The organism is Streptomyces xanthochromogenes (assembly GCF_014650455.1).
Taxonomy (GTDB): Bacteria; Actinomycetota; Actinomycetes; order Streptomycetales; family Streptomycetaceae; genus Streptomyces; species Streptomyces xanthochromogenes.
In genome coordinates, this window is sequence record NZ_BMUZ01000030.1 from 1 (window position 1) to 21,159 (window position 21,159).

Below are 21,159 nucleotides of genomic sequence, written 5' to 3' on the forward strand. Positions count from 1 at the left end.
CCGGTCACCAACTCAGGGAATCCTCCTCCTCTCTTGTCCGTCCCGCCGACGCGGGGGTGATCCGCTGTGGTGGGAGACCGTCGCGCCGGCGTTGGTGTCCGTCCCGCCGACGCGGGGGTGATCCGTTCGACGGTTCCGCCGGGACCGACCAGGCACTGTCCGTCCCGCCGACGCGGGGGTGATCCGGTCCGTCAGGGCCGCCGCCGCCCCACGCGTAGGTCCGTCCCGCCGACGCGGGGGTGATCCGTCGATCGAGGGCGCCGCCGACCTGAAGGTCGAGTCCGTCCCGCCGACGCGGGGGTGATCCGGCGCAGATCGGTGCGGACGTTGCGGGGGTGGGGTCCGTCCCGCCGACGCGGGGGTGATCCGACGTTCTGAAACGCGGCGGGGACTGCACCGAGGTCCGTCCCGCCGACGCGGGGGTGATCCGGTTTCATGGACGCTCTCGACCAGGGCGCCGTTGTCCGTCCCGCCGACGCGGGGGTGATCCGGAACTCCTGAGTCTCGCGGGCCGGTTCATCACGTCCGTCCCGCCGACGCGGGGGTGATCCGGCGAGCGGATCACCGGAGCCTCCGAGGAGGGAGTCCGTCCCGCCGACGCGGGGGTGATCCGCCCTGGCTCCAGGTGAGGCACTGCACTCCCCGGTCCGTCCCGCCGACGCGCGGGTGATCCGGCCCAGATCTGCGCCATGGCCAAGCTCGAGCCGTCCGTCCCGCCGACGCGGGGGTGATCCGCGGGTGAGGGCTGCGCGCGGAACCCAGCTGACGTCCGTCCCGCCGACGCGGGGGTGATCCGCTAGCTAAGGCGAGGGGGTCGACCTACGATGTGTCCGTCCCGCTGGCGCGGGGGTGATCCGCTCGTGCTGCCGATGGACGAGATGTGGCGAGCGTCCGTCCCGCTGACGCGGGGGTGATCCGGGGGCGGGAACCCCCTCTCGGCACCGGCCCCCGTCCGTCCCGCTGACGCGGGGGTGATCCGGCCACCCGTAAGAAGAACCGGGAGACTGAATCGTCCGTCCCGCCGGCGCGGGGATGTTCCGCATCATGGCCGGGGCCACTCTCGACGTGCAACGTGCCGAGCGCCTCGGCCTTCCAGTCCGCCCTGTAAAGGCCCCACGCGCGAGTGTGCTTCCTGTCTGGCTTTCGGGCCGGGCAGGAGGCGCATTTGTCATATCGTGTTGCCAGCAACCCGGCATGTTGACACCGCGATTCGCAATCTGCCGCAATCACCGGGTTCCCCCGCTCCGTTCATCGCATCCTGGTTCCCCAACCAGCGCGGACGGAGGGCGACATGACGCTCAGGTTCATCGGCACCACCAGCGAGCACGGCAACTGTCCCACCCTGTACGAGGTCGTCGAGACCGGCGACATCGTCGTCCAGGGCGACCAGCTGACAGACCCCGAGCACCTCGGTCAGCTGCGCGACGTCGGGGAGCACGAGACCTCTGTCGTCATCCCCCGGGACCTGCTCACGCGTTTCGCGCCGAAGGAGTGACCTTGCCTCCCCTGATCCCGTTCGACGAGATCGTCCACCTGTTCTCGGAGTTCGAGCACACGGCGTTCCGTCTGGAGACCCGACGCGGCTATGCCACTGACCGGCAGGGCCAACGCTTCCAGGCCTTCATGCAGGGCGTCCTGCCGCAGCCCGAGCCCATTCATCCGTGGAACGTCAACGTGCGCGAACGGAGTGCCCAAGGCGCCCGGTTCTCGCGGGTTCGCATTGTCGATGAGCCGCCCACCGACGGACAGTGCTTCCTGATGGCGACAGCGGCGGGCAACGTGGCGGCCGGCGAAGACATCAGGGTGCTGACCCGCTCCGAAGCTCGGCGCCTGGAGCTGCCTGAGTTCGATCTGTGGTTGTTCGACTCCCGGGTTCTGGTGCGCTTCCACATCGACGACACCGACACCACTACAGGTGTCGAACTCGTCGAGGACCCAGCCGAAGTGCTGGCCGCTTGCCGGGCCCGGGATGCTGCCTGGCGCCGCGCAGCCCCTAATGCCGAAGTCTGGGCACAGGTACGTTCGTCCTTGTGAGCACGGACTTCCAGAGCGCCAGAGTCGCCCTCGGTGCGCGCTTGCGCGAGCTGCGCATCGAGGCCGGACTCAACGGCAAGGACATCGCCGCCCGGCTCGGCTGGGCCCGCTCGAAAGTGTCGAGACTTGAGACCGGCAAGCAGACCGCGACCTTCGAAGATCTCGAAGCGTGGGCTCGCGCGGCAGATGCCCCCGGGCAGGCTGACGACCTAAAGGGCCGTCTGCGGGGCCTGGAGTCGCAGCAACGTTCCTGGCGCCGCCAGCTGGCCACCGGGCAGCGCCCTGTGCAGGATCGGTACGTCGTCGAGTACCAGCGCGCCACCACCATGCGCGGCTATGAGGCCACCGTCATTCCCGGCCTGTTCCAAACCCCGGACTATGCGCGGCACTTGATGACCCGGAACGCCGAGCTCATGCAGTCCACCCCGCGCGATACGGACGCGGCCGTGCAGGCTCGCATGAAGCGTCAAGAGGTTCTGTACGAGGCGGGCCGGCGGTTCCGCGTGCTGATCTGGGAAGGCGCCCTGCACGCTCTTGTCTGCCCGCGCGACGTCATGGTCGGCCAGCTCGACCGGCTTGTCGGCCTGATCGGGATGAGCACCGTGGACCTCGGCATCGTGCCGCTCGGCGCCCCGCTGAAACTGACTCCGAAGCACGGGTTCTGGATCTTTGACGAGGAGCGTGTCGTCGTCGAGACCATCAACACTGAGTTGCAGCTCGAATCCGATGACGATGTAGCCCTGTACGGACGAGTCTGGGACGCGCTGAATGAGGCCGCCGCATACCGCCAGCACGCCCATCGGCTGATCGCGCGTGCCCGGACCCAGGTCCAGCACGCGTGAGCAATCGGCGATAACCGCCCCCGGGGTACTCGCAATTCGGCGCAATCGTCGAGCGGATTGCGTCACCGCCTCCCTACGGTGCAGATCACGAGCAGCCGACCGCGGAGGCACCCATGAACTCTCTCCACCTTGCCCACCACCTCACCGAACCAGAGCGGGAGGCGATCCGCGACTGGCTCGCGAGCAGCCTCAACCGACCCCAGGCGGCGAAAGAACAGTGGGAGAAAGGCGGCATCGCTTCTCTCGCCCTCGGCCGCCGGTTCTCGGCCGTACGCCTCACCGAGCCGCTCGTGTACGCGACCGCCGAAAGCCGGATGTCCGTCCACGTATCCCGAGCACTGGCGTCCGCCCTGCACGGCCCGGTTCTCCACGCACCCTCGACGCGCCGTTTCTACGCCTTCACGCCCCCCGTAGCACCGGACTGGGGATGGAGTCCGCACGCGGAGTACCTCGGCCGCGACAACTATCTCGGCGTGCCACCCATCGAACTCACCGACCCCGAGGACGGCCTCGATGGATACTGGGCTGTCCCCGTGACCCGCCCGGGTGACGTGTGCGATCCGGACCGGCTGGCCGATCTGATCTCGGCCGGCTCCCTCGAATTGAAGGGGGCCGCGTCGTGAGGCAGTGGGACTACGTCGTGTACGAGCGGGAGGGTCGCACCGGGCTCATCACCCTCGACCTCGGCGACGACCTGATGCGAGTGGCGTTCCTCCGTCCGGTCCCGCCGGGGCAGCTGGCCGAGGCCACGATCCGCACCGGCGACCTGAAGCCGGCCACGGCGAAGGAGACAGAGTACGTCCGGGCCGGGGGCTGACGCCTGAGTCCCAGCGAACGTTCCTTCCGCCGCGGATCGGTCGTGTTCCTCGCGACTTCGCCCAGACCGACGCATCCGGCTCTTCGCCCAACCACCGCATCATCAGCACCCTCCCCGTGCAGTCGGCCCAACAACCCGGACCCCCAGCCAAGCATCCAGCACCGACAACACGCCCAGCCCAGCGCTGTACCGTGCATCCATGCGCCCAGCAGACGCCCCATCCCTTCATCTAAAGCGACGGCAAAGCCCCCGCTAGAGTGCAGGTCACGAAGAGTCCGTCCCGCCGACGCGGGGGTGTTCCGGTCACGAAGATGACCATCCCGCCGTTGCGGACGTCCGTCCCGCCGACGCGGGGGTGTTCCGTCGTGGATGTAGTCCTCCACGAACACGCCGTTGTCCGTCCCGCCGACGCGGGGGTGTTCCGGCGTTCTACCGCTTCCCCCGGGCCGGCGGCGCGTCCGTCCCGCCGACGCGGGGGTGTTCCGAACGTCGAAATGCTGCGCCCGGCCGGGATGCGGTCCGTCCCGCCGACGCGGGGGTGTTCCGCGATCCGGTCATCGCCGACGTGGTCCGGGTCCGTCCGTCCCGCCGACGCGGGGGTGTTCCGCCCCGCCCGCTCGAGGGCGGCGTGTGGAAGTGGTCCGTCCCGCCGACGCGGGGGTGTTCCTTTCAGGCACGGATTAGGTCAATTCACATAATCGTCCGTCCCGCCGACGCGGGGGTGTTCCGATTGAGGACCAGGGCCTGATAGTCAGCGGGTCGTCCGTCCCGCCGACGCGGGGGTGATCCGCCGGGTGTTCGCCGACCATGTCGGCGCGGCGAGTCCGTCCCGCCGACGCGGGGGTGATCCGACCCTCACGCGGATGCAGCGGTTCGTCCTCTGGTCCGTCCCGCCGACGCAGGGGTGATCCGACGCGTGGGCGCCGCACAAAGCGGATTCCGCGGTCCGTCCCGCCGACGCGGGGGTGATCCGGCAAGCGAGACGCGGACCCAACCACCCTCCACGTCCGTCCCGCCGACGCGGGGGTGATCCGTTCAGTGGGTAGGTGTCCGTCCCGCCGACGCGGGGTGGGTCCGATTGCGCCCTGTGGATTCGGCCGGCGCCGTGGGGGGCGCCCCTCCACCAGGGCAAGCCTTCCATTATCAGCAGCCGTCCCAACAGCCCGGACCGCCAGCCAAGCACCCAGCACCGCCAAGACACCCAGCGCAGCGCTGTACGGTGCATCCATGGACCCAGCAGCCGCGCCAACCCTTCATCTAAAGAAATTGTAAAGCCCTCGCTAGGGTGCAGGTCACGAAGGGTCCGTCCCGCTGACGCGGGGGTGTTCCGGCCGAGGACGCCGAGCACATCGCCCGCGTCCGGTCCGTCCCGCTGACGCGGGGGTGTTCCGATGCTGGCGCCGGCGCTGGTGTTCATCGCGCCGTCCGTCCCGCTGACGCGGGGGTGTTCCAGGGCCTGCGTGACATCCTGCATCGGCTCGATGGTCCGTCCCGCTGACGCGGGGGTGTTCCGCTGCTCGGCACGCCGACGCAGCTTGGCCAGGAGTCCGTCCCGCTGACGCGGGGGTGTTCCGAAAAAGCGCTCACCCTCGCGCAAGCGGGGCTCGTCCGTCCCGCTGACGCGGGGGTGTTCCGGCGGCTGCGCTAAGACGACGTTTCCTTTGGTGGAGATGGTCGTTGTGTTGGTATGACGAGTCTTGCTGAGCATCTGGTCTCGGATGAGTTGTGGGAGTTGTTTCGGCGGGTGGTGCCGGAGACGGTGGTGGTGCGTCCGCAGGGCGGAGGCCGTCGGCGGGCCGGGGACCGTGAGTGCCTGACGGCGATCGTGTTCGTGGCGACGTCGGGCTGTTCCTGGCGGCAGTTGCCGCCGGTGTTCGGACCGGCCTGGCCCACCGTCTACAGGCGTTTCGCGCGCTGGAGTCAACAGCGTGTCTGGGCCCGCCTGCACCGCGTCATCCTCGACGAACTCGGGGCCCGGGGCGCTCTGGACTGGTCGCGGTTCGCCGTTGACTCCGTCAGTGTCCGTGCCCTCAAAGGGGGCAGCTGACCGGACCGAATCCGACCGACCGCGGCAAACTGGGATCGAAAATCCACCTCGTCGTCGACCGGGCCGGCCTCCCCGTCTCTGTCGCCGTCTCTGCGGCCAACACCCATGACAGCGTCGCCCTGCAACCGCTGATCATGGGGATCCCGCCGGTCCGCAGCCCGCGCGGACCACGGCGCCGCCGACCGGCAAAGCTTCACGGCGACAAGGGCTACGACTACCCCCACCTGCGTCGATGGCTCCGCGAGCGGAACATCATCCCTCGTATCGCGCGCCGCGGCGTCGAGAACTCACAACGCCTGGGCCAACACCGCTGGGTGGTCGAGCGCACCATGTCCTGGCTCGGCGGATGCCGACGCCTGCACCGACGCTACGAACGCAAACCCGAACACTTCCTCGCCTTCACCGCCATCGCCACCAGCCTCATCAACCACCGCCGACTCACCAACTGAAACGACGTCTAAGGCAGCACCGTGCGTAGACGTCCGTCCCGCTGACGCGGGGGTGTTCCCGTCGCTCGGAGATCGCGGCCGCCCGGCAGATGATCGCGTCCGTCCCGCTGACGCGGGGGTGTTCCGTCCAGGAAGGGCTTCGTCTCCATCAGGTCCGCGTCCGTCCCGCTGACGCGGGGGTGTTCCGAACGGGCACACGAGATCGGCAGGGACGGCCACGTCCGTCCCGCTGACGCGGGGGTGTTCCGCCTCCGTGACCGCCTCCTGGACGTGCCCCACCGTCCGTCCCGCTGACGCGGGAGTGTTCCGACCGCGCTCACCCTCTCCGACCCGCTCACCCTGTCCGTCCCGCTGACGCGGGGGTGTTCCGCGGCCGCCAAGGCCGCCGCGCACACCGCCGCCGTCCGTCCCGCTGACGCGGGGGTGTTCCGAATTTTGGTGATGCGATCCGGCACGTCGGTGCGTCCGTCCCGCTGACGCGGGGGTGTTCCGTACGCGCCTGTACTGCTCCAGTCGATGGCCAGGTCCGTCCCGCTGACGCGGGGGTGTTCCGCACCGGGGTGACGCGCCGCAAGGCGTCCACCAGTCCGTCCCGCTGACGCGGGGGTGTTCCGCCATCTCTCAATAGGGTGTTGACAGACCGTCGGTCCGTCCCGCTGACGCGGGGGTGTTCCGGACTGGGACACCGCGACCGCCCTGCGCCACCAGTCCGTCCCGCTGACGCGGGGGTGTTCCGGGTCGCTGCCCCGACCATCACAAGGCGTACGAGTCCGTCCCGCTGACGCGCCGGTGTTCCGCCACCGAAACCCACCTGTACGCCTACTACGGCGTCCGTGCCGCTGACGCGGGGGTGTTCCGGCGGCCCTCGCGCAGGCCGCCGTCGCCGAGGCGTCCGTCCCGCTGACACGGGGGTGTTCCGATGACCAGGTCCGGGCTGTTGGCGCGCAGCCAGTCCGTCCCGCCGACGCGGGGGTGATCCGGACCTCAGGGCCCATCTTCATCACCCGCACGGGGTCTGTCCCGCCGACGCGGGGATGGAACCGACGTCTCTTCGCCGGGTAGAGCAGTTTAGAACTGCTCGGGCGCGTATGCGGGGATAGACCCCCGGTGCCGTAGCTCGGGTTGCCTTCAGACCGCTGTTCGCTGCCGGGGAGGCTCTGCTTCCCGTGTACGTGGGGGGCGGCATCTGGTGCAGAGCCTTATCATCTTCGGCTTCCGCTACCTACTCGCGGGAGGACACGGTCTGCAGATCCCGCTCAAGAAGTCTTCCCAGGAGGCGAGTTCAGCAAGCCGCCCTGAGAGGCGCATAGGGCGTGGTGCGCTAGGGCGTGTCTCTCCGATCACCCTGATTGTCTCGCGGCTCCGCCACCACGATGGGGCCCTGGAGGCATCGCCTCCAGGGCCCCGGGGATCATCGCCGCGAGCGGTCCGGATTCGTGATCCTGAACCGGGCCATGTTCTCCGTGTTGTCTTCGGTGGCCCACCGGCGGAAGCCGGCCTTCTCCAGCACACGGACTGAGGACGGGTTGGAGAGCTCCACATCAGCGGACACGGTGTGGACCTCAGGTGCGGTGAGGGCGAACTCTGCCAGGGCTTGGGTGGCCTCGGGGGCATAACCGCGGCCTCGGCGGGAGGCCACGATGCCGTATCCGATTTCCAGGACGCCCTCGCTGGGCGGCCAGAACAGGCCGATCGAGCCCACCACCAAGCCGCTCTCGCGCTCGATGATCAGGCGGTGGCCGTATGCGTCGAGCCAGGCGGGGTGCTGGTCGAAGAGGCTCGCGACCATGCGGTCGCCTTCAGCGGGAAAGTCGCCCGCCCAGTGAGTGGACCTGGTGTCGGCGAGGACCGCAGCGGCCTCGTTTGTGGTCCAGGGCCGCAGGATCAGGCGCTTGGTGATCACGTTGGTGTGGCCGGGCGAAGAAGAGGAAGACACGTGTCTCTCCTGGTCGTTAGGACGACCCGGGCCGCGCTCTGCTATCGCGCGGGCCGGATGAGGGCATGCTGAAGACGGCCGACGGCAGCCATATTCATCAACCTCCCTGTCCCGCTGATCACACGTCCCTCGCGCTGGCGTGACGGTAACAACCGCTCCTTGGCCTGAACAACTCATTTCCGTGCCGCTGACCGGGGACTTTCGCTTACTGAGGGGCGTATCTCTTCGATCGGGCAGCTCGTTGTTCTGGTCATGCTCAGCAGGGGGGATCTCACGGATGGCGAGTGGGCGGTGCTGGAGCCACTGCTGCCCGTGAGCAACAGCCGGTGCGGCCGGTGGCGGGACCACCGCCAAGTGATCAACGGAATCATCCACCGGCTCAGTACCGGCTGTCAGTGGCGCAAGCTGCCCGAACGCTTCGGCCCTTGGCAGACGATTCACAAACGCCACATGCTGTGGTCGGCGGACGGCACCTGGGAGAGGCTGCTCCAGCACGTCCAGGCCGTCGCCGATGCCGAGGGCGGCATCGACTGGCACATCAACATTGACTCAACCTCGATCCGTGCTCACCAGCACGCCGCCGGCGCTCCGAAGGACCCTCCGCCAGCACTGCCCTGTGCCTCAAAAGGGGTCACACAAAGATCAGTTCACGTGCGCGTGCACGTGCGCTCATGCCCATTCCGGGCGGAGGCGGTGCGGCGGGCGAAGCCCTTGGCCGCTCCCGCGGCGGGCTGACCTGCAAGATTCACCTGAGCGCGGACGGCAAGTGCCGCCCGCTCTCCCTTGTCGTCACGCCTGGTCAGCGGGCAGACTGCACCCAGTTTGAGCCGCTCATGGACAAGATCCGCGTCCCCCGGCTTGGCATGGGTAGGCCGAGGCGGCGGCCGGACAGTGTTTGCGCCGACAAGGCATACAGCAACCGTGTGATCCGCTCCTACCTACGACGACGGGGCATCCGACACGTCATCCCGGAGAAGAGCGACACCAAGTCAGCCCGCCTGCGCAGGGGTTCACGCGGCGGCCGTCCTGCCCACTTCGACAAGATCCGGTACAAAGCCAGGAACACCGTCGAGCGGGCGATCAACAAGATCAAGCAGTTCCGAGCCGTCGCTACCCGTTACGACAAGCGCGGATACGTCTTCCTCGGCACCGTTACCGCCGCCGCACTCCTGATCTGGCTCCGCTCGTGACCGGAGAGACGGAACCGACCGCTGCCGTACCTGCATACAGGCGGGGAGGCGAAATCGGGTTGTGCCTGGGGCGGTGATCGGCTTGGGTTCGTGCTCGTGACTGCCTTGAATGATCTCGTACGTCCGGACCGCTATCCGCGTTCCTCCCGCTATGACCCCAGCTGGGTGCTCAATCTCGACATGGGGCCGAACCCGTTGTGGCTGCTGGAGGACCTCGCCCGCGACCTTGATCTGCGCCCGGGGATGCGGATACTCGACCTCGGCTCCGGCAAGGGCGCCACGTCGGTGTTCCTTGCCCGCGAGTACGGTTCCCGGGTCGTCGCGGCCGACTTGTGGATCGCTCCCGAGGACGCAGCAGCCGTCTTCGCCGACGCAGGTGTCGGTCATCAGGTGCAGGCCGTGCGAGCCGAGGCGCACGCCTTGCCTTTCGAAGAGGAGAGCTTCGACGCCATCGTGAGCGTCGACGCCTTCGAGTACTTCGGTACGGCGGACAGCTATCTGCCCTACCTGGTCCGTTTTCTCCGCCCTGGCGGACAACTGGCCATGGCGACCCCCGCTATGACACGGGAAGCCCGTGAGCTCGGGGCCATTCCGCCCCATATCAAAGACGTGGTGGGCTGGGAAGCGATGGCCTGGCACACGGCGGAATGGTGGCGCTTCCAGTGGGCGATCACTGAACTGGTGGAGGTCACGTCCGCGCGTCTACAGCAAGACGCCTGGCAGGACTGGCTGCTGTGGGTCCAGGCATGCGCCGAGCATCAGCCGGACGGCCGGAGCGCCAACCAGCCGGTCATCGACATGCTCACCACAGACGGCGGAGAATTCCTCTCCTTCGCTCTGGTAACCGCACGCAAGAACTAAGCAGGCTTCACTTCGCCGACAGTTCTGTCTCTCCATTCGTGATCGGAGAGACAGAACCTAGCGCCGGGCCTTGCGGTTGAGAACCCAGCCGAGCGCCGCGGCACCGGCCAGACTGCGGGCAAGAGTGCTGCCCGTCGGTAGCTGGTGGCGCCGGCCCGGGCTGACCGGATCGCCAAGGTTGGTCCGGGCACGCACCGCGAACTGCCCGGCGGCGACGTCAGCCAGCACACCCTGCAGCTGCCCGGGCACAACCGCACTGCCGTGGACGGCGTCCAGGAACGTCTGCACCGCCTGCTCCCGTGACAGGACCTCACCGGCCATGTGCACAACCACATCCGAGAGCGAGCGCTCCAGGGCAGTCGCCAGCTTGAGGCCGGGATACACGCAGCGAACCGTTCCTTCAATGTTGGCGACGGACTTACCGATCACGGTGATCACCGGGCTGACCTGGATACCGCGTCGCGTGGAGGCGCGCGCCAGGTCCATCAGAGCAACGCCGTACCGCAGCTCCTCCAGGGAAGCGCCGGCCCAGCGCGGCACCAGCCGGGTCACATCGGTGGTGAAGGCGCTGGCGTTGCTCCACGGGGTGGCCGTTCCCAGCCGAAGCCAGCTCTGCGCCAGGGCCGTGCCGTCGTTGCGGGCCATGGCCAGCATCGCACCCACGACGTGGGTGCTGGTGGAACGGTCGACTCGCCCCACCATCCCCCAGTCGATCACATGGGCGACACCGTCAGCACTGATCAGGACATTGCCGGGGTGTGGATCGGCGTGGAACGTCCGGTCGATGAAGTAGCCGCGGAACATGAACTCCATCAGCTGGTAGGCGATGGCCTTGCGCTGCCGGACGGTGAGCTGATCGTCCTTCAGCTGGTTGGCGGGCACCCCGTCGGCGAACGACTGCACCAGGACGCGCGGCGTGGCCAGCAACACCTTGGGCACACGGACCCGCGGGTAGAGGCGTGCCAGCTTTCGCGCCCTCCTCATGCTCCGCGCCTCACGGGTGAAGTCCAGCTCGTCCTTCATCACCTCGAACAACATCGACTCCATCGCATCGATGTTCACCACCTCGTTGAAGCGCGGAGCGAGCCGCCCTGCCAGAGCCGTCACCCGCCGGATCACGGCCATGTCCCCGTGCACGGCCTCCGCGCTGCCGGGCCTCTGGATCTTCACCACGCAGGACCGTCCCCCCACGGTCACCGCCCGATAGACCTGCGCCAGGGACGCCGAACCCAACGGCACCTGCGTGTGAATCTCCGCGAACAGCCCCCGCCAGGCCTCCCCGAGCTCCTCCACCAGCACCGGCTCGAACTCCTCGAACGGCCGCACAGACACCTGATCGTTCAGCAGCGCCAGCTCGGCACGCACATGATCCGGGACCATGTCGGGACGCGTCGCCAGGATCTGCCCCACCTTCACATACAGCGGCCCGAGCTCCTCCAGCAGCACACGCAGCGCCCGGGCCCGCGCCATCTGCCCCTCAACAGGAGCACATGCCTCCCCCCGCCGGCGGGCCCGGGCCGCATGAGCTGCCTCGGCCAAAGCAGCCCGGGCCAGCAGACGAACGCTTCGGCGACCGCGACCCTCAGCCACGGCCGCAACCCCCCTTTCCACCGGCCCCGGAACGATGCCGCTCAGCTGCCCGCACCGGCGGACTCGGAACGGCGCTGCTCCCGGCTGAGCGCGCTGACCTGCTCCGCCAGCGCACTGACCTGCACGGCCAGGTCATGGACGGCACGGCTGGTGTGTCCCACGGATTCGGCCGGGCCGCTCTTGCGCGGTATGAGCTGGCGACGTAAGGCAGCCCCCACAGCATCGGTGAGTTGCATGGACCTCTTGATGATCTCCGACAGATCGGACCTGGTGGACATGGCGACCTCGTTTCGTCGGCGGACAGGCGAACCGGACACGACCGGCCCCAGCAGCACCGAAACCCCGGCACAGCACACGAGAGACACGGGATACCGACCCCGGCCCAGCCTGGCAGGATGCGCACACGGGAAGCAGAGCGCGAACAAGGGCAGACGGATCATTTCCGTCCTACCGTGCGCTCCCCACCGCACACTGTTGTACCCGGACAATCTGTGAATGGGGGGCCACTCTCACCCGCGCAAACAGCCCCGGGGCCTGATCGCCGAGCGGCGGCCCACGGCACTCACCGCGGCAGCCGTGCGACCTCCGTGCTCAAGGGGCCGGAACATCAAGGTCACCGGTGCCGTCCCGCTCAGCCTGCCCGGCTTCGCCTGTCGCGTCCGGGCAACCTGGCCGCACGGGTCCTGTCCGTCCCCGGCGTCCTCCTGGCCGGCTACACCGACATCGTCCTGACCGCACAGGCCTCGCGCGGACCACGGCCCGTCGTCGGCAGTAGCCCGCTGCCCGATAGGGGAGTGTGGATCCGGGCAGGGCTGCCTAATTCGACATGTCCGGCTGGATCTGTGCTGCTCTCAGGGCGGTCAGATAACAGCAGTCCAAACCGATCGCGCAGATGTGGGACGTACCTGCGAGCCAGGTCGTGAGGTCCGGCACGCCGTGACCAAGGTGATGAGTCGTGCGAAGTCGCACTGGCGTGGCGTGTGATGTGTCCCCTGACCCGGAGCTGGCGGCGCACCGGGGCGGCCGGCGTGGTGAACACGGCGGACGGCGGCCCCCTTGCGCTCGGGGGGGCGTGCTCCTTTCCGCCTCGGGCACGCCGGATGGCCGGCTGTTCCTGGGTACACGATGACCACGGCGCTTGCACCGTGCGCTCGCCGGCCTGATCACCCACCGCAACCACTGAACCCTCACCGCACCCCCATCAACGATGCTGACCCGCGGGCGGCGCACGCCGCACGGTCACCGGACACACGGACCCGGCCGGGCGGAATCACCCCGCCCAGCCCCCCGGTGCGCACGGGGACCGGCACCGGATCCCACATCGGCGGGCCTATCCGTACAAGAGAACCTCCCGGCCAAGTCCCCCCATCCCGCATTCTTCGAGAGGTCTTCCATGCCTGCAGCCTCCGACTGCCCCGGACTCCTGCCCGGCACCCGCGCCTACCTGCCGGAGGTCACACACCGGTTCAGATGGGACTTCCACCCCGACTTCCGGGCGATCTCGGCACGGACCGAGCAGTGGATCCTCGAGGACCTCCTCCCGCACGACACCGCCCGGGCCAGAGAGGTGCTGGAGGTGCAGTCCACCATGCTGTGCTGCACCGGCTTCCCCGACGGCGACCCCGACCGTCTTCTGGACCTGTGCCAGGTGGCCGCGTGGTGGTTCGCCTTCGACGACGACCTGGACAAGCTGTGCCGCAGCGCCGAGCTGACACCCCGACAGCAGCGCGAAGCCTGCGCCGCGTACGTCGACGATGTCTTCGCGCTGATGGCCGGCGGCGCGGGCGACGGCACCAGCGGCTGGTCCCCCCGCGTCATCAAGAACCTTGTCGACCGCATCAACGCCCACGGCCCCGACCTCGTCACCAGGATGGCCGCCGCGTTGGCCACCTGGCCCTCCGCCGCCACCCAGGCACCCGACCACTCCGACGTCGGCGACCTGGACGCCTACCTCGCCATCCGCCATCCCGAAGCCGGCTGTCAGAGTTTCATGATCTACGCCCAGTACGTGATGGACATCCATCTGACCGACGACATCCTCGCCCACCCGCTGGTCACCGAGTTCCAGCAGGCAGCCTCGCACGCCTGGATCCTGCCCAACGACATGCACTCCTTCCGACGCGAGTGCTTCGCCGGCGAACACTTCAACGCCGTATGCCTCCTGCGCCGCCACCACGGAGCCACCCTGGACGAAGCCCTCGCACATCTCGGCCGACGCCTGGACGAAGCCCAGCAACGCGTCCTCGACATCCAGCTGAAGATCCAGCACTCCGACATCGCCGCCACCCCGACCCTGGACCCGTACCTGGAGACCCTCAAGACCATCGGCTCCGCCAACCAGCGCTACTCCTACTACACCCCCCGCTACCACGGGCCCGGCTTCCGCTGGAACGGCGTGCTCTCAGGGCAGCTCACGCTGTTTCCCGACTACACCCAGTTCCCCGGAATCATCCTCTCCTGAAATCCGGCCCCGGGCCTCCCCGGTCACCTGCCGCCTGACCCTGCCCGGGGGCGGGCCGGCCGCGGGACCTGAGTGCGCCCGGTAGTCACCCTGCAGGCTTCTTCGGGCGCCGGTTGCGTCCGCCAGGTTGTGGGCCGGTGACAGCGGCGACGAGCAGGGCGACCGCTGCACAGATCTCGGCGGCCCTTCGCGGAGCGGCGTCCTGCTCGGCGAAGGTGTCGTGGGTCGACCTACCCTGCCGCCTCCCGCAGCCGCATCCCTGCAGCGCATAGCGTTATGGCTGGCCGACGCCCGGAGGCCGTTCTCTCGTTTGGGCCCGACCGGTGGTGCGCGGCCGGTAGCGTCCCGGGCATGCCGATGTCTGAAGTGCGGACGCCCTCTCCGCGGCCCTCCACCAACCCTCCGCCGGGGCGCCCGTCGACGAACCCGCCGACTCGCCCGGACAAGAACCCGCCCTTCCCGCCGAACGACCCGCAGCGGCCTGCGAGGTAGAGGCCCGTGCGTGCTGTCGACCTGCGCTCCTACAGGGAACTGCCCGAACCCGTTCGCCGCGCTATCACCGACCGGATCGGGGACGTCCAGTCGGTTGCCGACGTCTCCCACGCCACCAGCTCGGGCTTCGCCGCACTGATGTCCCTCGCCGGGGCACGGAGTGTCTTCCTCAAGGGGCTCCCCGAAGACCACGAGCGGACGGCCGAGCTGGACGTGGAATCCACGGTGGCACCTTTCCTGCCCGGCGTCGCCCCACAGCTGCTGTGGCGTCTTGGGGCTGGAGGCTGGACGGTGCTCGCCTTCGAGGGGATCACCACGACCTCGCCGTGGGCCGACTTCGCCGCCGAGGGCAGCCCCCACCTGGAATCCGTCGCCGCGATCCTGCGGGACCTCAGTACGACGACGGCCCCGCCCGAAGCCGGACTGAAACCGGCGTGGGACCGGTGGAAGGGCTACTGCGACCCCGCCGACCGGCCGCTACTGACCGGCGACATGCTCGTGCACGGCGACCCGGCCGCGGTCAACTTCCTGCCCGGAACGAGCCGAACGTGGCTGATCGACTGGGCCTGGGCCGCCCAAGGCCCCGCGTGGACGGACACGGTTCTTTGGGGTCAACGCCTCGTCCTGGACGGCCAGCAGACCCCCGAACAGGCCGCCCACTGGTGCAACCGCATCCCCGCCTTCACCATGGCCCCCCGCGAGGGCATCCTGGTCCTCGCAGAGGCCGACGCCCGATCCTGGAAGGCCTGGCAAGACCACGGCACACCCGGCCTGGAACGCCACGTGAAAGCCTCACGGGCATGGGCCGACCACTGGCAGACCCCATAGCGGGCCTGGACTTCTTCCAGGCCACGACCCGAAAGCGGGCCGACCGGGCCCGCTCCACCCGCTGCTCCTGTACACCCCGGGCAGGGGAGAGCCCCGTGCAGCCGTTCAGCACAACCGACACCAACCCCGCTCGTTTCCCAGACTGTGGGCGCACGCTTCCGGAACCCCCGAGCATCCGGGAACCGTCCACCGAGGCCTTGGTGGTTCGCAGCGCCCGTACTGCCCGCCCCCTGGGAGGGGTAGTGCACGCCGCCCGTTCAGCGGTCCCGCGCCCGCCGACCAGGGCCCCTTCCGCGGATCCCACTGCCCCCCGTTGCCGCCCTGCCCCGAAGCCCCTGGGGCTGGGCCAGGCGGCCGGGCTGAGCCGCACGGTGCCCGGCTGTGCCGATGGCGCCGCTCCGCATGCAATCCGTGCTGGGGCCGCCGGGCGACGGCCACGACGACTCGGCGTGCGGCAACACCCAGAGCCCCCGCCACTTACCGCCACACAGCCGGGCACTTCGTCCGCTGGGCTCGCACCAACAAGCTCACCACCGTCCACGTCCCCGCTGTCCGCTGGAACGGTCCCACCCAGCCACTCGATGACGAGCACCGGTGGAACGTCGCCCGCTTCTGTCTGTTCGTGAGCCGGGGCGTCGTCCGCGTTGGTCTCCGTCGGCATGGGTGGTGCGGGCTGCGGCGTGAGGCCGTCATCCGGCGGCTGTGATGGTGCGGTGACCCGTACGTCGGGGGCGGGGTGGCCGGGCGATGTCGTCGGCTCGAGTGCTGCGATCCCCCCCGGGTGTGTCCCGTGGCGCAGCAGGCACGGCCGGGCGCTTCCTCATACTGGAGGAGTCGCTCTTGGGAGTGGCCGGAGCGTGCGGCTGCGGGGTGACTTCGTTGCCCTTGGCCAGTTTGGTGGCACGCGTCGGGCGGAGGTCGTGCTGCCTCTTGTCATGCAGGCGTGTGCGGTCCTGGGCTGTGAGCGGCCGCGGGCAGGCGGGATCGCTCACCGCGCCGGTGGTTTCGTCGGTCGTCCAGTAGGCGATCTGCCAGTGCTCTTCGGCGAACATCCTCAACGCTGGGGTGAAACCGCCGTCGAAGTGGTCCCAGGCGCCGACGGCCAGGACGTGCATCCCGACGGAGAGGGGCTCGATCAGCGGGGGATACATGGAGCGCAGCGTGACGTGGAAGACCTCATCGCCTGCGGGCACGTTGACCGCGAGGACCGCGTAGGGCCGCCGCTCCTTCTTGTCATGGCGGATGTGGACGATGGTGCCGAATACCGCGACCGGGTGGCTGAGTACCTCATGCGCTCGGCGCCGCTTGTACAGCGTGGCGTACGTGATGCGGGCCGGGCCGTAGCAGAACTGCGGCCAGCCGATCAGCTGGCCCTGGTGGGTCTGGACCTTGAATCGTTTGACGATGTCGTCGTCGAAGTCGTGCAGCTGCAGAAATCGTGCGATCTGCACGGCACTGTTGACGGCCGGCGGCAGCAGCGGGTTCACGGTGGTCGTCGTGCTCGTGACGACGTCATCGGGAACAGCATCACCGCCGAGGTGCAGTGGCGGGATGTCCGTCAGCTTTTCCGGGAGGTTCAGGCGCAGGATTCCTTGCTCATCGACCGTGGCCAGCCCGTGGGAGCCGTGGGCGATGTGCTCAATGGTCGCGGTCGGATCGAGCGGGCAGCCCAGGTCGTGCTTCATGCGCTGCCAGAGCCGGTAGTGCGCGGGCGTCTCCGTGCCCTGGCGGGTCCCCTTGCGCACTGGTCCGACGCGAGCCTGACACTTCCAGCAGATCAGTTCCCCCGCCAGCTGGTGCTGCTCACCCGGCAGCCCGATGTGGCGGCGGAAGACGTCCCGCCCGCTCTCCTTCTCCCTCGCCCGGTACACCCGCACTCACCCCCTCGCTTCAGCAGCCTACGGCCACGCCGTGGAATGGCAGACAGCTCACTGGCCTCGATCATCCACCAACTGCGCGCCGTCCAGTACGGCTTCGTTCCTGCGATGCGCTTGCGGCGTACCCGTCCACGTGTCGAGCCCGCGCTTCGCATCCTTCGTGACGGAGCAGCGGACCATAGTCCAGATGCCGCCCGGCATTGCACCGCTGAAGACGGAAGCATCGCGAGGTCTCTATCCGTACACCCCGGCGGCGCAGAACAGCAGCAGCCCCGCACTGGCCAGTCCTTGCGCTGCCACACTGATCCGGAAGCCGAGCCGGTACAAGCCGAAGGCCGAGAACATGACAAGTCCGGCGAAAACCGCCAGGTAGGCGTATGCCGGGCCAGTAGAGGCGTGAGGGTCGGGTTCGTAGAGGTTGAGGTCCGACTTCGCCAGCCCGAGCCAGAGCGCGGCTATTGCGAAGAACGCGTCCAAGACCCACAGCACCACCGCGACGAGGACGTCCTCACCTGCGCCACGGTGACGCTCCGACCGAAGATCATTCATAGCGGCATTGTCTCCGTTCATGCCAGGCAGGGCCTGAGTATGCGTACTCAGGCCCTGCCTTCGATCGCCGTCCTGCTACCCCAGAGCTTGTTAGAACACGTTCTTGTAGAGTGCGGCGCCGCCGACCTTCGGGTGGAAGGACGCCATCCCCACTTGCAGGGTGTCGAAGTTGTCCGCCTTCGAAAGTCCGCTCTTCACACTGCCGTTGACCTGCTCCGGGTCACCGCACACCGCCTTCCTGTCGAACTCCTTGCGTGGGTCGGCGAAAGCGGCATTCGCGCCGGAAGACACATTGGCATCAGTGGCGGCCCCTCGCATCAGCTCGCCGCCATGCGCGACCTCGCGGCCCGGCACACCACCGTCCACCTGGGCATGCCCGATCTCCGTGGCGTCGTTGCGCGCGTCGACTCCGAGCAGCGAAACGAGGATGCGAAGCGGCAGTCCTGAGCACTACAACGAGGGGATGACCGTCTTCCTCTGTTCCAAGTGCGGCACCGCGATCACGCCGGAGCTGGCCGAGCTTGCCGCCATCCCTGACGTCTCCGACGACGAGCGCGACCGGGACAAGGAGACACGCCGGGCACCTGCCACCGTTCCGCGGGGTCACTACGCGATCGATCCCGAGCCCTGGGGACCTCCCTACGTCGTGCAGGACGATCAGGAACACCCGCAGTCAGCTCAGTCGCGCGGACCTCTGGTCTGCCGTGAAGAAGGATTCGTCATCTCGGCGGGCAGCCGACACACAGTGCTGGTGCACCTTGATGACGCCGCCGGCCTTCAGCCACTGCCCAACTGGGAGAACAGGAGTGGGTGCTGCGGACCGACAGGCGACGAGGGACTCAACCGGGCCTGCCCCTGCGGCGCTCCGGTCGCGACCCTCGCGGCCGACTGTTTCGGGCCCTTCGAACTGCACCTCGACCCCGTCCGGACCTACGCGTTCTCCCAGTAAGACCGCGACGTGCACGACACGCCCGACGGGGCCGTCCACCCAACTTCTTCACGACTACTTTCCGTGGTGAACGACGGCTCGCAGGCGGACCTGCCGCCGAGCTGGGCTAGGCCGTTTTCTTCGGATCATCTCACTGACCAGATGAAGATGGCAGCGAGATGGAGTGCGGCAAGGTAGATGGTGGCGGTCTTGTCGTAGCAAGTTGCTAGGCCGCGCCACTGGTCGGGTAGCCGGGTCATGTTGCCATGACCCGGCTACCCGACAGCTTCCACGCCGTAGCCACCCGCTACGAGAAACGCGCCCACATCTACCTCGGCACCGTCACTCTCGCAGTCCTCATCACTGGCTCCGCACGTGATCCGGGAAACAGTGCCCAGTGACCTCGTTCGCAGATCCCGTTCCTGCCACTGACGGACTGGCCCTCGCGCACCAGTTCCTGAACGGCCTCGACCAGCGCGCCAACCGTATCCTCGCCCAGGTGGCCGTGCTGAAGGACAGCGGCAGCAACCCAGGGATCGTGGACCGGGCAGGCGCGCTGCAAGCTGAAGCGGAGGCCGTCAGCCTTCCCTACCTGATCCGGTACGCCGTGCTCCGCCTCGCGCTCCACCGAGCCATCGGCGGCGCCCAACACGACCTTGCCACCACGATCACCCGGCTCCAGCGCCCCACCATCGGTGGCGACTACCGCTTCTTCACCGACATCGCCTGCTTCAGGGACGGTCTCCCCCTGCCCAGCCCCTCTGCCACCCGCTCGGCTCCTAGCGAGGAACACGTCCGCTTCGCCTGGCACCAGCTGGTACAGACCCGACGTGCCCTGCTGGGCATCGGAGACCGGCGACCAGATGAGGGCCCCGAACCAGAAGGGGACTGGTTCGGGGCCTTCGCGGATGGGCCTGGATGGTTGGCCCATGAAGTTAGCCGCCTTCGTGGCGCCGTCCGACAAACTCAGTGAGCAGCGCGATGATCCGTGCCTGGTTCTGGACGATCTTCTGGTTCAGGGCTACGACCTCCGGTCGAGGTTGCGACCTGTGGGCGTACTGCGGTGCGGTCGAATTTGCGAACGTCGAACTCATGGTCGTGTGCCGCTACTTCTTACCACCCTTCTTCGCACGCCCGTAGAAAATCATGGCAACAAGAGCTGCCAGAGCGACCAAGAGGATCACGAGGCCGGCCGAGCCATCGGGATACCACCGGCCTGCAGCCATCACGAATGTCATGCGATCTCCTCAAAGTGTCGAAGAGTGGGATGGTCAATGACGTGTCCGCAAGATTTCCAACTGCGGCGGCTAGGACAGTCCGTTTTGCACCTGATTACCCGCGTATTCGGCGACGGTAAAGCAGGCTGCCCCCACAACAAAACCTCCGGCACCAGCCGTGGGCGCTCCCGCGCCTGCCGCAGACGGCACGCAGGCCGCATCAATTAGGCCTGACACGACCTCACCGGCTGCCACTGCGCCGACCGTGCGGTAGTCACCGTCCAGCAGGGCGTTACCCGCATCCCAGAGCGCCTTGCCGCTCGTCGCCCGTCCCGCCCACTTCAAGGAGCCCTTCAGAACTCCCCCGACCGAAAGCAGTCCGTTCGGGTCGATGCGGTTGACGGGGTCGCCTTCGGCGTACAGGTAGGGGTTCTTCTCCTGTCCGGACGGGTCGGGCTGGGTGAAGCGGCCGATGTTGGGGTCGTAGTAGCGGGCGCCGAAGTGGTAGAGGCCGGTGGGATCCTGGTGGCCGCCGGCGAACCGGTAGGGCTGCGGAGCCGCCTGGGTGGTGGTGCGGGCGACGCCGCGGGGGCTGTAGGTGTAGGTGTTGACCTTGGTGCCGGTCTCGTCGGCGAGGCCGATCACCGAACCGAGTGCGTCGGTCAGGTAGTAGTAGGCCTTGCCCCCGGTCGTCATGGAGTTCAGGGTGCCCCCGGGCTCCCGGTTGAATCCGGTGTCAACACCGCCGGTGGTCTCCGCGGACAGGCCCAACGGACCGTTGTGGAAGGTGGTTTGGCCCAGCTTGGTGCGTTCCGACTGGTCGGTGGAGGCGTACTGCCCGGCGTAGGTGGCGCCACCCACGGCCAGGGACTTGAGCTGGGAGTAGTCGGACCACTTCTCGGCGGTGCGGGTGCCCTCCGGGGTGGACGCGCCGGCGGTCTCGTTGCCGGCCCGGTCGTAGGACCAGTTGGTGGTCGAGCCGTTCTTGCCGGTGATCTGCTGGGCGTCGTTCACGGTGTAGGTGGTGCCGCGGGGGCAGCC

20 protein-coding genes and 4 CRISPR repeat arrays are annotated in these 21,159 nt (G+C 68.3%); of the genes, 12 read left to right on the forward strand and 8 right to left on the reverse strand.

Features of this window, described 5'->3' with window-relative positions; all coding sequences use genetic code 11:
* The first annotated feature begins 35 nt into the window (after positions 1-35).
* A CRISPR array of direct repeats spans positions 36-1,040; the repeat unit is 29 nt; unit sequence GTCCGTCCCGCCGACGCGGGGGTGATCCG.
* 251 nt (positions 1,041-1,291) lie between these two features.
* From IE267_RS38870 to IE267_RS38895, 6 genes are all read left to right on the forward strand, one after another.
* Positions 1,292-1,495, forward strand: coding sequence for a hypothetical protein (locus tag IE267_RS38870; RefSeq protein WP_189766521.1), 204 nt, complete (start codon positions 1,292-1,294; stop codon positions 1,493-1,495).
* A 2-nt stretch (positions 1,496-1,497) separates the two neighbouring features.
* Positions 1,498-2,034: a DUF6879 family protein gene (locus tag IE267_RS38875; protein WP_189766522.1), complete on the forward strand. Its 537-nt coding sequence runs from the start codon at positions 1,498-1,500 to the stop codon at positions 2,032-2,034.
* Complete coding sequence (locus tag IE267_RS38880; protein ID WP_189766523.1) at positions 2,031-2,876, forward strand: helix-turn-helix domain-containing protein; 846 nt, start codon at positions 2,031-2,033, stop codon at positions 2,874-2,876. The genes IE267_RS38875 and IE267_RS38880 overlap by 4 nt, the downstream gene beginning before the upstream one ends.
* A 113-nt stretch (positions 2,877-2,989) precedes the next feature.
* A complete protein-coding gene (locus tag IE267_RS38885) occupies positions 2,990-3,499 on the forward strand; it encodes a hypothetical protein (protein ID WP_189766524.1) in 510 nt (169 codons plus the stop codon).
* Positions 3,496-3,693 carry a hypothetical protein gene (locus IE267_RS38890; RefSeq protein ID WP_189766525.1) on the forward strand — a complete coding sequence of 66 codons (198 nt, stop codon included), beginning with the start codon at positions 3,496-3,498 and terminating at the stop codon, positions 3,691-3,693. The genes IE267_RS38885 and IE267_RS38890 overlap by 4 nt, the downstream gene beginning before the upstream one ends.
* A 273-nt stretch (positions 3,694-3,966) precedes the next feature.
* Positions 3,967-4,728: direct repeats of the CRISPR family, unit length 29 nt; unit sequence GTCCGTCCCGCCGACGCGGGGGTGATCCG.
* A 266-nt stretch (positions 4,729-4,994) separates the two neighbouring features.
* A CRISPR array of direct repeats spans positions 4,995-5,329; the repeat unit is 29 nt.
* 51 nt (positions 5,330-5,380) lie between these two features.
* A protein-coding gene (locus IE267_RS38895; RefSeq protein WP_189766526.1) for an IS5 family transposase occupies positions 5,381-6,189 on the forward strand; the annotation gives its coding sequence in 2 pieces (ribosomal slippage) (positions 5,381-5,728 and positions 5,731-6,189; 807 coding nt in all).
* A gap of 31 nt (positions 6,190-6,220) precedes the next feature.
* A CRISPR array of direct repeats spans positions 6,221-7,169; the repeat unit is 29 nt; unit sequence GTCCGTCCCGCCGACGCGGGGGTGATCCG.
* Positions 7,170-7,600: 431 nt separating this feature from the next.
* Here IE267_RS38895 and IE267_RS38900 read toward each other — a convergent pair.
* Positions 7,601-8,125 carry a GNAT family N-acetyltransferase gene (locus IE267_RS38900; protein WP_100579278.1) on the reverse strand — a complete coding sequence of 175 codons (525 nt, stop codon included), beginning with the start codon at positions 8,123-8,125 and terminating at the stop codon, positions 7,601-7,603.
* 252 nt (positions 8,126-8,377) lie between these two features.
* Here IE267_RS38900 and IE267_RS38905 point away from each other — a divergent pair.
* Positions 8,378-9,315 (forward strand): IS5 family transposase gene (locus IE267_RS38905; protein ID WP_373304652.1). Its coding sequence is split into 2 segments (ribosomal slippage): positions 8,378-8,768 and positions 8,768-9,315, totalling 939 coding nucleotides; the frame shifts between segments, so codons are not numbered across the junction.
* 96 nt (positions 9,316-9,411) lie between these two features.
* Positions 9,412-10,176: an SAM-dependent methyltransferase gene (locus tag IE267_RS38910; protein ID WP_189766536.1), complete on the forward strand. Its 765-nt coding sequence runs from the start codon at positions 9,412-9,414 to the stop codon at positions 10,174-10,176.
* 57 nt (positions 10,177-10,233) lie between these two features.
* Here the strand turns inward: IE267_RS38910 and IE267_RS38915 are convergent, their stop codons facing one another.
* Complete coding sequence (locus IE267_RS38915; protein ID WP_229861680.1) at positions 10,234-11,646, reverse strand: ABC1 kinase family protein; 1,413 nt, start codon at positions 11,644-11,646, stop codon at positions 10,234-10,236.
* A gap of 161 nt (positions 11,647-11,807) precedes the next feature.
* The gene (locus IE267_RS38920) at positions 11,808-12,044 is read right to left on the reverse strand and encodes a hypothetical protein (protein ID WP_189766528.1); all 237 of its coding nucleotides are present in this window, start codon (positions 12,042-12,044) and stop codon (positions 11,808-11,810) included.
* Positions 12,045-13,159: 1,115 nt separating this feature from the next.
* Here IE267_RS38920 and IE267_RS38925 point away from each other — a divergent pair.
* Positions 13,160-14,227, forward strand: a complete 1,068-nt coding sequence (locus IE267_RS38925; protein WP_189766529.1) for a terpene synthase family protein — start codon at positions 13,160-13,162, stop codon at positions 14,225-14,227.
* Positions 14,228-14,725: 498 nt separating this feature from the next.
* A complete protein-coding gene (locus IE267_RS38930) occupies positions 14,726-15,547 on the forward strand; it encodes an aminoglycoside phosphotransferase (RefSeq protein ID WP_189766530.1) in 822 nt (273 codons plus the stop codon).
* Positions 15,548-16,236: 689 nt separating this feature from the next.
* Here IE267_RS38930 and IE267_RS38935 read toward each other — a convergent pair.
* The 3 genes from IE267_RS38935 to IE267_RS38945 form a co-directional block, all read right to left on the reverse strand.
* On the reverse strand, positions 16,237-17,418 hold the full coding sequence (locus IE267_RS38935) for a hypothetical protein (protein ID WP_189766531.1): 1,182 nt from the start codon (positions 17,416-17,418) through the stop codon (positions 16,237-16,239).
* 240 nt (positions 17,419-17,658) lie between these two features.
* Complete coding sequence (locus tag IE267_RS38940; protein ID WP_189766532.1) at positions 17,659-17,973, reverse strand: hypothetical protein; 315 nt, start codon at positions 17,971-17,973, stop codon at positions 17,659-17,661.
* A gap of 90 nt (positions 17,974-18,063) precedes the next feature.
* Complete coding sequence (locus IE267_RS38945) at positions 18,064-18,339, reverse strand: hypothetical protein (RefSeq protein ID WP_189766533.1); 276 nt, start codon at positions 18,337-18,339, stop codon at positions 18,064-18,066.
* A gap of 97 nt (positions 18,340-18,436) precedes the next feature.
* On the opposite strand from IE267_RS38945, the gene IE267_RS38950 reads away from it, so the two are divergent.
* Positions 18,437-18,922, forward strand: a complete 486-nt coding sequence (locus tag IE267_RS38950; RefSeq protein WP_189766534.1) for a hypothetical protein — start codon at positions 18,437-18,439, stop codon at positions 18,920-18,922.
* Between the two features lie 376 nt (positions 18,923-19,298).
* A complete protein-coding gene (locus IE267_RS38955) occupies positions 19,299-19,874 on the forward strand; it encodes a hypothetical protein (protein ID WP_189766535.1) in 576 nt (191 codons plus the stop codon).
* Positions 19,875-20,007: 133 nt separating this feature from the next.
* On the opposite strand, the gene IE267_RS40240 is transcribed toward IE267_RS38955, so the two are convergent.
* Entirely contained in the window at positions 20,008-20,139 is a 132-nt protein-coding gene (locus IE267_RS40240) for a hypothetical protein (protein WP_268251653.1), read from the reverse strand.
* A 69-nt stretch (positions 20,140-20,208) separates the two neighbouring features.
* A partial coding sequence (locus IE267_RS38960) for an RHS repeat-associated core domain-containing protein (RefSeq protein WP_229861681.1) occupies positions 20,209-21,159 on the reverse strand: 951 nt, incomplete at its 5' end.

Excerpts from the sequence above, each read along its gene's own strand:
- IE267_RS38870 (WP_189766521.1), top strand. The coding sequence starts at position 1,292 with ATGACGCTCAGGTTCATCGGCACCACCAGCGAGCACGGCAACTGTCCC.
- IE267_RS38940 (WP_189766532.1), bottom strand. The coding sequence starts at position 17,973 with ATGAATGATCTTCGGTCGGAGCGTCACCGTGGCGCAGGTGAGGACGTC.
- IE267_RS38925 (WP_189766529.1), top strand. The coding sequence starts at position 13,160 with ATGCCTGCAGCCTCCGACTGCCCCGGACTCCTGCCCGGCACCCGCGCC.
- IE267_RS40240 (WP_268251653.1), bottom strand. The coding sequence starts at position 20,139 with ATGACATTCGTGATGGCTGCAGGCCGGTGGTATCCCGATGGCTCGGCC.
- IE267_RS38950 (WP_189766534.1), top strand. The coding sequence starts at position 18,437 with ATGACCGTCTTCCTCTGTTCCAAGTGCGGCACCGCGATCACGCCGGAG.
- IE267_RS38920 (WP_189766528.1), bottom strand. The coding sequence starts at position 12,044 with ATGTCCACCAGGTCCGATCTGTCGGAGATCATCAAGAGGTCCATGCAA.
- IE267_RS38915 (WP_229861680.1), bottom strand. The coding sequence starts at position 11,646 with ATGGCGCGGGCCCGGGCGCTGCGTGTGCTGCTGGAGGAGCTCGGGCCG.
- IE267_RS38885 (WP_189766524.1), top strand. The coding sequence starts at position 2,990 with ATGAACTCTCTCCACCTTGCCCACCACCTCACCGAACCAGAGCGGGAG.